This window comes from Streptomyces malaysiensis subsp. samsunensis (genome assembly GCF_024519315.1).
Taxonomy (GTDB): domain Bacteria; phylum Actinomycetota; class Actinomycetes; order Streptomycetales; family Streptomycetaceae; genus Streptomyces; species Streptomyces malaysiensis.
The window spans coordinates 1-11027 of record NZ_JANIIC010000132.1 but is presented as its reverse complement, the minus strand read 5'-3'; the positions used below and the strand labels follow the sequence as shown (position 1 = coordinate 11027).

Here is an 11027-nt window from a genome sequence, read left to right as displayed (position 1 = left end):
TTTCGATGAAGGTGCGGTAGTCGTCGTCGGCGAGGGTGCGGATGGTGGTGTCGAACTGGACGGTCTGGCGCAGGTTGCGGTACCAGTAGTCGCCGTCGGCGGTGTGGGGTTCGGTCCACTGGCCGGTGACGGTGGAGAGCCAGGGGATGGTGCCGGGCTCGGTGGTGGTGTCGGCCAGGGCCTGGTGGAGTGCGTCTTCGATGGTGTCGACGTGTCCGGTGTGGGAGGCGTAGTCGACGGGGATGATGCGGGCTCGGATGCCCTGGTCGGTGTAGTGGGTGTGGAGTTCGTGGAGGGCGTCGGTGTCGCCTGCGACAACGGTTGTCTGAGGGCTGTTGTGTGCGGCGATCCAGAGTTTGCCCTGCCACTGGGTGAGTGTTTCCTTGACCTGTTTGTGTGGGGTGAGGACGGACATCATGCCGCCGTGTCCGGCGAGGTGGTGGGCGATGGTCTGGCTGCGGAGGGTGATGATTTTGGCGGCGGTGGGGAGGGTGAGGTGTCCGGCGACGCAGGCGGCGGCGATTTCGCCCTGGGAGTGGCCGATGACGGCGTCGGGGTGGATGCCGCAGGACTGCCAGAGCGCGGCGAGGGAGACGACGATGGCGAAGGTGGCGGGTTGTACGACATCGACGCGGTCGAGCGAGGAAGCGTCGGGTGCGCCGGTGATGACGTCGATCAGTGACCAGTCGGTGTACGGGGCCAGGGCCTCGGCGCATTCGTGGAGCCGGGCCGCGAAGACCGGTGAGGTGTGGAGGAGTTGTGCTCCCATTCCGGCCCATTGGGCGCCTTGGCCGGGGAAGACGAACACGGTCTTGCCGTCCGTTCCGGTCTGTCCGGTGATCAGGAGTGGGTCAGGCCGTCCCTCCGCCAGGGCACGGGCGGTTTCCGTGCCGCTTTCGGTGTCGGTGGCGAGGATGACCGCTCGGTGTTCGAGAGCCGCGCGGGTGGTGGCCAGCGACCAGCCCACATCCACCGCGTTGGCGTCGCTCCCGGACTCCAGATGGCTGACCAGCCGCTCCGCCTGGGCCCGCAGCGCCGCCTGAGTCTTGCCGGACAGCACCCACGGCACCACGCCACCTGTGGCCACCAGCCCGGGCGTACCCGCGTCGTCCACCTCCGTCTCGGCGGTCTCCGCCTCCGGGGGCTGCTCAAGGATCACATGTGCGTTCGTACCGCTGACGCCGAAGGAGGAGATCCCGGCGCGGCGCGGGTGTTCCGTCTCCGGCCAGGGCCGCGCCTCAGTCAGCAGAGAGACCGCGCCCGAAGCCCAGTCGACCTTGCTGGTGGGCTGGTCGGCGTGGAGCGTCTTGGGCAGTACGCCATGCCGCATGGCCTGGACCATCTTGATGATGCCCGCGGCGCCCGCGGCGGCCTGGGTGTGCCCGATGTTGGACTTGATGGAGCCGAGCCAGAGGGGCTGGTCCTCCGGGCGGTTCTGTCCGTAGGTGGCCAGGAGTGCCTGGGCCTCGATGGGGTCGCCGAGGGCGGTGCCGGTGCCATGGCCCTCCACCACGTCCACATCGGCCACCGTCAGTCCGGCGTTCGCCAATGCCTGCCGGATCACTCGTTCCTGGGAGGGGCCGTTGGGCGCGGTCAGGCCGTTGGAGGCGCCGTCCTGGTTGACGGCCGTGCCACGGATGACCGCGAGTACCTCGTGGCCGTTGCGGCGGGCGTCGGACAGCCGCTCCAGCAGCAAGAGCCCTACGCCCTCGGACCAGTTGGTGCCGTCCGCGCCCTCCCCGAAGGACTTGCAGCGCCCGTCCCGCGCCAGGCCGCGCTGCCGGGAGAATCCGACGAATCCGCCGGGGGTGGCCATCACCATCGCCCCACCGGCGAGCGCCATGGAGCACTCCCCGGACCGGAGCGCGTAGCTTGCCAGGTGCATCGCCACGAGCGACGAGGAGCACCCGGTGTCCAGGCTGACCGCCGGGCCGAGCAGACCCAGCGAGTACGAGATACGGCCGGACGCGATGCTGCCCGCGCCGCCGATACCCAGATATCCCTCGAATCCTTCCGGCACCTGGTCCACGGTCAGCGCGTAGTCGCCGTTGGCCATTCCGGTGAACACGCCGACGTCGCTGTCCGCCAGCGAACTCGGGTCGATCCGGGCGTTCTCGAAGGTCTCCCACGCGGTCTCCAGCAGCAGCCGCTGCTGGGGGTCGGTGGCCAGCGCCTCCCGTGGGGAGATACCGAAGAACTCGGCGTCGAACTCCGCCGCGGCGGCGAGGAAACCGCCCTCATGCACATAGGAGGTGCCGACGGCGTCCGGGTCGGCGTCGAAGAGGTTCTCCAGGTTCCAGCCACGGTCCTCCGGAAATCCGGCGATCGCGTCCCGGCCGTCGGCCACCAGATCCCACAGCCCGTCCGGGGTGGTCACACCGCCCGGGTAACGGCAGCCCATGCCGACGATGGCGATCGGCTCCTCCGTCGCCGTCTCGGCCTTGCGCAACCGCTCCCGCGTCTGGTGCAGATCGGCGGTAACCCGCTTGAGGTAGTTGAGGAGCTTTTCGTCATTCGCCATCTGGACCTCGCCAAGAGCCTCGTGGGTGAAATCGGTGAGCGGAGACGAGACGGGGAATCAGTCCACGCCGAACTCCTGGTCGATGAAGGCGAACACATCGTCGGCGCTCGCCGTGTCGAGTCGTTCGGTGACGGTTTCGCCGCCCGCGCCGACCGCCTCGATCTCGGCGACCTTGGTGGTCATCCGCTGTAGCCGTGAGGTGATCCGGGCGCGTTCGATCTTCTCCTTGGGCAGCGCCGCCAAATGTGCTTCCAGCCGCTCCAGTTCGGCGAGCACCGAGTCCACCGACGAGGTGTCGGCCTGACCGAGTTCGGTGCGGATACGGCGGGCCAGCGCACTGGGCCGCGGGTGGTCGAACACCATGGTCGCGGGCAGCCGCAGCCCCGTGGCGGCATTGAGGCGGTTGCGCAGCTCCACCGCCGTCAGCGAGTCGAATCCGATCTCGCTGAACGGACGGTCCCCGGTGGCGTCGGCGTTCGCATGGCCGAGCACGGCCGCGGCCTCTGCCTGCACCAACTCGGTGAGCAGCCGCTCCTGCTCCTCGGGGGTCAGCCCGGCCAGCCGTGCGATCAGCTCCGTCTGGCCCGCGCCGTCCTCAGATGTGTCCTCCGTCAGCAGGTCGATGACATCGGGCAGTCCCCGCAGCAGCGGCCGGAACCGGGCCATGGTGTAGCCGGGGGCGAACCGTTCCCAGTCGATGTCGGCCACCACACCGTGGACGGCGCCGCCGCCCACCGTATGCGCCATCGCCAGCGCCGCCAGCCGCGGGTCCATGGTCATCAGACCCGTACGGCGCCACTGCGCACCCATCATCTCGTCGATCGTGCCGAGGCCACCGCCCCAGGCGCCCCACGCCACTGACGTGGCCGCCAGCCCCCGAGCGCGGCGGCGCTGCGCCAGTGCGTCGAGGTAGGCGTTGCCGGCGGCGTAGGCGCTCTGGCCGCCGCTGCCCCAGGCCGCCGCTCCGGACGAGAAGAGGACGAACGCGTCCAACTCCCGGTCCCACAGCAGGTTGTCGAGGTGCCGTGCGCCGGCGATCTTCGCCCGGCCGATATCGGCGAACTCGGCGAGTGTCATCTTCGAGAGCGGCTTCTCCGGCAGCGCCAGCCCCGCGGCGTGGACCACGGCCGACAGCGGCGCGCCGTCCGGGAGCTCCGCCAGCACGGCGGCGAGCTGCTCCCGGTCGGTCACATCACAGGCCGCGATGGTCACGTCCGCGCCCAGTGCGGTCAGCTCGGCCTCCAGCTCCGCCGCGCCCGGCGCCTGCGCACCCTGACGGCTGAGCAACACCAGATGCCGTGCGCCGTGGCCCGCGGCCCAACGGGCCACGTACGAACCGAGCCCACCGGTGCCACCGGTGATCAGCACCGTGTCCCGTGGCCGCCAGACCGGTGCCGACGTCACCGGTTCGCGCCGCATCCGCCGCGCGAACACCCCCGACGCGCGCACCGCGACCTGGTCCTCCGCATCCACTCCGGCGAGGACCGAGCACAGCCGGGCGAGGGCCGTCTCGTCCGGCGTCTGCGGCAGATCCACGATCCCGCCCCAGGCGGTCGGCTGATCCAGCCCCTGCACCACGCCCATCCCCCAGACCAGCGGCTGGAACTCGCTCGTCACCTCGGAGGGCTCACGCACGGCCACCGCGCCACGGGTCAGGCACCACAGGGGAGCGGCGAGCCCGATCTCCTCCACGGCCTGCATCAGCGCCACCGTGGCCGCCACGCCCCGGGAGAGGGTGCCGGGTTCGCAACTCCGCTCATCCCACGCCAGCAGGGACACCACCCCGGCGTACTCACCACCGGAATCGGCCAGCCGCTCCCGCAGACAGGCGGTCAGCTCCGCCTGGTCGACGGTGTCCACCTCGACCACCACGGGTTCGGCGCCATGCTCGGCCAGCGCGGCGACCAGGCCCATCACCGAGTCGTCGTTCGCCTGCGGTGCGGGCACGGCCACCAGCCACGCTCCTGGCAGTGATGGGGGCTCCCCGGTCGCCACCGGATCCCAGGAGATGCGGTACGACCAGCTGTCCACGGTGGACTGGTCCTGGTTACGCCGTCGCCACGACGTCAGCCCCGGCAGAACGGGCTCCAACGTCTTCTCCTCGACACCGAGTGAATCGGCCAGGGACGCCAGGTCGCCCCGCTCCACGGCGTCCCAGAACACCCCGTCGGCCACCGCCTCCGGCACCTCGGACGGCTGGAGCCAGTAGTGGTGGTGTTGGAAGGGGTAGGTGGGGAGGTGTGTGGGGTGGGGGTTGGTGTGGGTGTAGAGGGTGGTCCAGTTGGGTGTGTGGCCGTGGGTGGTGAGGTGGGCGAGGTGGGTGAGGAATCGGGTGGGGGTGTCGTCGTTGCGGCGGAGGGTGCCGGTGATGGTGGGGTTGGGGGTGTTGGTGGTTTCGAGGGTTTCTTGGATGGCGGTGGTGAGGACGGGGTGGGGGCTGATTTCGATGAAGGTGCGGTAGTCGTCGTCGGCGAGGGTGCGGATGGTGGTGTCGAACCGCACGGTTTGGCGGAGGTTGCGGTACCAGTAGTCGCCGTCGGCGGTGTGGGGTTCGGTCCACTGGCCGGTGACGGTGGAGAGCCAGGGGATGGTGCCGGGCTCGGTGGTGGTGTCGGCCAGGGCCTGGTGGAGTGCGTCTTCGATGGTGTCGACGTGTCCGGTGTGGGAGGCGTAGTCGACGGGGATGTTGCGGGCTCGGATGCCTTGGTCGGTGTAGTGGGTGTGGAGTTCGTGGAGGGCGTCGGCGTCGCCTGCGATGACGGTGGCGTTGGGGCTGTTGTGTGCGGCGATCCAGAGTTTGCCGTGCCAGTTGGTGAGGTCGATGGTGTCGGCGGGGGCGGCGAGGGACATCATGCCGCCGTGTCCGGCGAGGTGGTGGGCGATGGTCTGGCTGCGGAGGGTGATGATTTTGGCTGCGGTGGGGAGGGTGAGGTGTCCGGCGACGCAGGCGGCGGCGATTTCGCCTTGGGAGTGCCCGATGACGGCGTCGGGGTGGATGCCGCAGGACTGCCAGAGTGCGGCTAGGGAGACGACGACGGCGAAGGTGGCGGGTTGTACGACATCGACGCGGTCGAGCGAGGGAGCATCGGGCGTACCGGTGATGACGTCGATCAGTGACCAGTCGGTGTACGGGGCCAGGGCCTCGGCACATTCGTGGAGGCGTTCGGCGAAGACGGGCGAGGTGTGGAGGAGTTGTGCTCCCATTCCGGCCCATTGGGCGCCTTGGCCGGGGAAGACGAACACGGTCTTGCCGTCCGTTCCGGTCTGTCCGGTGATCAGGAGTGGGTCAGGCCGTCCCTCCGCCAGGGCACGGGCGGTTTCCGTGCCGCTTTCGGTGTCGGTGGCGAGGATGACCGCTCGGTGTTCGAGAGCCGCGCGGGTGGTGGCCAGCGACCAGCCCACATCCACCGCACGCGGGGCATCGCCCAACTCCAGGCGTCCGACGAGACGTTCGGCCTGAGCGCGCAGCGCCGAGGGGCTCTTGGCGGACAGCACCCACGGCACCACCCCACCCGTGGCCACCAAGCCAGGCGTACCCGCGTCGTCCGCCGCTGCTTCGGGGGCAGCCGCCTCCGGCTCCTGCTCCAGAATCACATGTGCGTTCGTCCCGCTGATACCGAAGGAGGAGATCCCGGCGCGGCGGGGGTGCCCGGTCTCCGGCCAGGGCCGGGCCTCGGAGAGCAGGGACACCGCCCCCGAAGCCCAGTCGACCTTGGTGGTGGGTTCATCGGCGTGCAGGGACTGCGGAAGTGTGCCGTGCCGTATCGCCAGCACCATCTTGATGATGCCTGCGATGCCCGCGGCGGCCTGGGTGTGGCCGATGTTGGATTTCAGCGAGCCGAGCCACAGCGGCTGATCCTCCGCTCGCTCCTGGCCGTACGTGGCCAGGAGCGCCTGCGCCTCGATCGGGTCGCCCAGGGCGGTGCCGGTGCCATGGGCCTCGACGGCGTCCACATCGGCCGCCGTCAGCCCGGCGTTCGCCAGGGCCTGCCGGATCACCCGCTGCTGGGAGGGCCCGTTCGGCGCGGTGAGGCCGTTGCTCGCCCCGTCCTGGTTCACCGCCGTGCCACGGATAACGGCCAGCACCTCATGGCCGTTGCGGCGGGCATCCGAGAGCCGTTCCAGCAGCACTAGCCCGATGCCCTCGCTGAACGTGGTGCCGTCGGCGCCCTCGCTGAAGGACTTGCTGCGGCCATCGGGGGCGAGCCCGCGCTGGCGGGAGAAGCTGATGAAACCGCTGGGTTTGGCGATCACCGTCACGCCACCGGCGAGGGCCATCGAGCATTCGCCTGCCCTCAGCGCCTGTACGGCCAGATGGAGCGCCACCAGCGACGACGAGCACGCCGTGTCCACCGTCACCGCGGGGCCTTCGAGGCCCAGCAGATAGGCCACCCGACCGGAGGCCACACTCGTGGTGCTGCCGGTCATCAGATACCCCTCCAACTCCGGCTGCGGCGCCTGGGAGTGGCCGAAGTACCCCTGGTCGATGACCCCGGCGAACACCCCGATGGACTGTCCGCGCACGGATGTCGGGTCGATGCCCGCCCGCTCGAACAGCTCCCATGAGGTCTCGGCGAGCAGCCGCTGCTGCGGGTCCATCGCCAGCGCCTCACGTGGCGAGATGCCGAAGAACTCGGCGTCGAACTCACCGGCGTCGGTGAGGAAACCGCCCTCGCGTACGTAGGACTTGCCCACGGCTTCCGGATCGAGGTCGAAGAGTGTCTCCAGGTCCCAGCCGCGGTCCGTGGGGAACGGGCCGATCGCGTCCCGGCCCTGGAACACCAGATCCCACAGCTCCTCCGGGCCGGTGACCTTACCGGGCAGTCGGCAGTACATGGACACGATGGCCACCGGGTCGTCCGCCGGAGCCACCGTGGAAGTGGGTGCCACCGCCGATGTCGACGGGGTGGCGGTGTCCCCGGCCACTACGGACCGCAGATGTACGGCCACCGCCTCCGGTGTCGCGTAGTCGAACACGACCGTCGCGGGGAGGCGCAGCCCGGTGGCGCTGGAGAGCCGGTTGCGCAGTTCCACCGCGATGAGCGAGTCGACCCCGATCTCGCTGAACGCGCGCCTGGCGTCCACGGCGTCCTTCCCGGTGTGCCCGAGCACGGTCGCCGTGTGTTCCCGTACCAGGTCCAGCAGCAACCGGTGCCGGTCGGCCTCGGACAGCGCCGCCAGCCGGGCCGCGAGACCGCCTTCGGCGAACTGGCCCGCCGAGGACCGCAGGGTGCGCCGGGCCGGGCGGACGAGACCGGTCAGCAGCGGCGACACCGCACCCGGAGCGGGCTCGTCCCGCAGCGCGCCGGGGTCCAGCTTCGCCGGCACCACCAGGGGCAGGCCCAGGCCGAGAGCGCCGTCGAAGAGGCTCAGGGCGTGCTCGGTGCTCATCGGGCGGACGACACCGGACGGGGTGCGATCCCGGTTGGCCGTCGTCAGCGCCGCGGAGAGGTTGCTGGTCTCCGCCCACAGGCCCCAGGCCAGGGACAGCCCGGCCAGCCCCGCCGCGCGCCGCCGCTGCACGAAGGCGTCGAGGAAGGTGTTGGCGGCCGCGTAGTTGGCCTGGCCCGCGTTCCCGAGGATTCCGGCGGCGGAGGAGTACACGGCGAAGAGAGCCAGATCCTGGTGGCGGGTGAGCTCGTGCAGGTGGGCGATGGCGTCGACTTTGGGGCGGAAGACGATGTCGACGCGGTCGGGGTCGAGTGTGGTGATGGTGCCGTCGGCGAGGGCGCCGGCGGTGTGCACGATGCCGGTGAGGGGGTGGTCGGCCGGGATGTCGCCCAGGAGCGTGGCGAGTTGGCCGCGGTCGGCGATATCGCAGGCGGTGATCCGTACCCGTGCGCCCAGTGCGGTCAGTTCGTCGTGGAGCTCGGCCGCGCCGGGGGCGTTCGGCCCCTGGCGGCTGGCGAGGACCAGATGGCGTACACCGTGCTGGGTGACGAGGTGGCGGGTGATGGCGGCGCCGAGGGTGCCGGTGCCGCCGGTGATCAGTACGGTGCCCTCGGGGTCGAGGGCGCGGGGGACGGTGAGCACGACCTTGCCGGTGTGACGGCCCTGGCTCATCCAGCGGAACGCGTCGGGGGCGCGGGTGATGTCCCACGGCCGGGTGGGCAGCGGCGGGATCAGGCCCCGCTCGAACAGGCCCACCAACTCGGCCAGCAGCTCCTGAATACGGTCCGGCCCCGCGTCCGCGCCCAGGTCGAACGCGCGATACGTCCGGTCCGGATGGGCCGCGCCCACCTCATCCGCGTCGCGGATGTCGGTGCGCCCCATCTCGATGAACCGGCCGCCGGGGCCGAGGAGTTCGAGGGAGGCGTCGATGTGTTCCCCGGTGAGGGAGTTGAGGACGATGTCGGCGGCGGGGAAGGTGCGGGCGTAGGCGAGGTCGCGGCTGGAGGCGCGTCGTTCCGCGGGCACCCCGAGCCGTTCGAGGCTGTGGTGTTTGTCCGGGTGAGCGGTGGCGAGCACGGTGGCGCCGAAGTGGTGGGCGAGGTGTACGGCGGCCATGCCGACACCACCGGCGGCGGCGTGTACGAGCACCGTCTCACCCGGCTGGACATCGCCCAGGTCCCGCAGCGCGTACAGGGCGGTGAGATAGGCGACCGGCACCCCGGCCGCCGCCGTGAACGACCAGCCGCGCGGCATCCGCACCACCGTCCGGCGGTCCGCCACCACCAGCGGCCCGAACGAACCGGGCAGCATGCCCATCACCCGGTCGCCCACAGCCAGGTCCGCCACACCCGGGCCGACCTCGGCCACCACACCGGCGCCCTCGGTGCCGATCTCCGCCTCGTACATGCCGAGGGCGATCAGCACATCGCGGAAGTTCTGCCCGGCGGCGCGCACCGCGATCCGCACCTGGCCCGCCTCCAGCGGTGCCTCCGCCCGAGGGTGCGGCACCAGGGCGAGGTTCTCCAGCGTGCCGTGTTCGGTGACATCCAGATGCCACGCCGCGGCTGCCGGTACCGCGAGCCCCGGGCGCACACGCACCAGGCGTGGCACCCATGCGGTTCCACCGCGCAGCGCGAGCTGGGGTTCCGCCGTGGCCAGCGCGGCGGGCAGGGTTTCGGCCGACCGGTCGTCGGTGTCGATCACACACACCCGGCCCGGGTGTTCGGCCTGTGCGGAGCGCACCAGGCCCCACACCGCGGCCGCGGCCGGATCGGTGACCTCGGTTTCGTCATGCACCGCCATACCACCGTGGGTGAGCAGCACCAGGCGGCTGTCGGCGAGCCCGTCGTCGCTGATCAGACGCTGTATCGCGGTAAGCACCCGGCCGGTCAGCGCACGGGCGCGCTCCGGCAGTCCGCCGTCCTCGGTGGCGTACGTCCGGGTGTCGGCGACGACCACCGGCGGCCATGTGTCGTTGTCGTGTACGGCGTCCAGCTCCGCCCACGACACCTCGTGCTCGGCCAAGGGGTGCTCGGTCCACTCCACGGTGAACCGGGAGTCCGCGGTGGACGAGGCCGATGTGCTGCTGAGCTGCTCCGCGGTGGTCTCCCTGAGCACCAGCGACCCGACCGTCACCACGGGCACCCCGTGCGGATCGGTCGCGTGCAGTGACAGATGGTCCGGCCCGGTGGAGCTGACCCGCACCCGCAGGGCGGTGGCGCCGGCGGCGTGCAGCCGCACACCGTTCCACGAGAACGGCAGATACGTCCCGGCGCCCGGCTCGTTGCCCGGGCAGAAGTTGCTCGCGTGCAGCGCCGCGTCCAGCAGCGCCGGATGGATGCCGAAGCGGCCCGCGAGTTCATGCTGCTCCTCGCCGAGGGTGATCTCGGCGAACACATCACCGTCGCGGGTCCACGCGGCGGTGAGCCCGCGGAACACCGGCCCGTACTCGTAACCCGCCTGGGCCAGGCGGTCGTAGAAGCCCTCCAGGGCCACGGGTTCCGCCCCGGCGGGCGGCCACTGCCGCTCCGCCACCTCGACGGGAGCGACCGGCTGCGGGGACAGGACACCGGAAGCGTGCTCGACCCAGGGCTCGGATTCATCGCCCCGGGAGTAGACACGAACTGCCCGGCGCCCGTCGTCCTCGGCCGCGCCGACCAGGACCTGCACCTGAAGCGCGCCGTCCTCGGGGAGCAGCATCGGCTGGCCGAGGACCAGCTCCTCAAGCACCGGGGTACCGGTCTCGTCCCCGGCGCGTACGGCCAACTCCACGATCGCCGTACCCGGCAGCAGGGCGACGCCGGACAGCATGTGGTCGGCCAGCCACGATTGCGCTGATGGCGCGAGCCGCCCCGACAGCAGCACCCCTCCGGTGTCCGGCACGCTGACCACGGCCCCCAGCAGCGGATGCGCCGCCTCGCGCAGCCCGACGGAGCCGACATCCCCGGTGTGGCCGGTGGCGGCCAGCCAGTAGTGCTGATGCTGGAAGGGGTAGGTGGGCAGGGGGATTCGGGAGGGTGTGGTTCCGGCGTAGACGGTGGGCCAGTGCACCGGCACTCCGCCGGTGGAGAGCTCCGCGAGGCTGGTGAGGAAGCGGTCGGGGCCGCCGTCGTCT

The 11027-nt window shown here is 71.0% G+C and carries 1 protein-coding gene and 1 pseudogene; both read right to left on the bottom strand.

The genetic code is table 11. The features are described from left to right. A partial coding sequence (locus NQU54_RS47375) for a type I polyketide synthase (protein WP_257636458.1) occupies positions 1 to 2521 on the bottom strand: 2521 nt, incomplete at its 3' end. Positions 2522 to 2578: 57 nt separating this feature from the next. Then, positions 2579 to 10963 (bottom strand): annotated as a pseudogene (locus NQU54_RS47370) (type I polyketide synthase); the annotation flags it as partial. Positions 10964 to 11027 lie beyond the last annotated feature (64 nt).